Origin of the sequence: Streptomyces sp. URMC 126 (assembly GCF_051386555.1) — a bacterium.
Classification (GTDB): domain Bacteria; phylum Actinomycetota; class Actinomycetes; order Streptomycetales; family Streptomycetaceae; genus Streptomyces.
Genome location: NZ_JBPQTX010001150.1, coordinates 1 through 249 on the forward strand (window position 1 = coordinate 1; position 249 = coordinate 249).

Consider the following 249-nt stretch of genomic DNA (forward strand, 5'->3'; position numbering starts at 1 on the left):
CCTCCTGGAGCGGGGAGAGGGGCAGGACATCCTCGAGTCCCGAAGTCTTCATGCGAGTTCCTTAAGTTCAGCTTCAAGATCGTCGATTTCGTCCTGGCTCAGCTCGACCAGCGAGAGGTCGGACGGGGTGAAGCCGCCCGCGTCGGAGGCGGCCGTGCCGTCCACCAGGGCGCGCAGCATCCGGAACCAGCCCTCGGCCAGCGCGCGCACGTCGTCCTCGGTGAAGAGCGCGGCGGGCCAGGTCCAGGT

At 67.9% G+C, this 249-nt stretch carries 1 pseudogene; it reads right to left on the minus strand.

The features are described 5' to 3' along the window. Positions 1-48: 48 nt before the first annotated feature. A pseudogene (locus tag ACSNOK_RS35455) lies at positions 49-249 on the minus strand (condensation domain-containing protein); the annotation flags it as partial.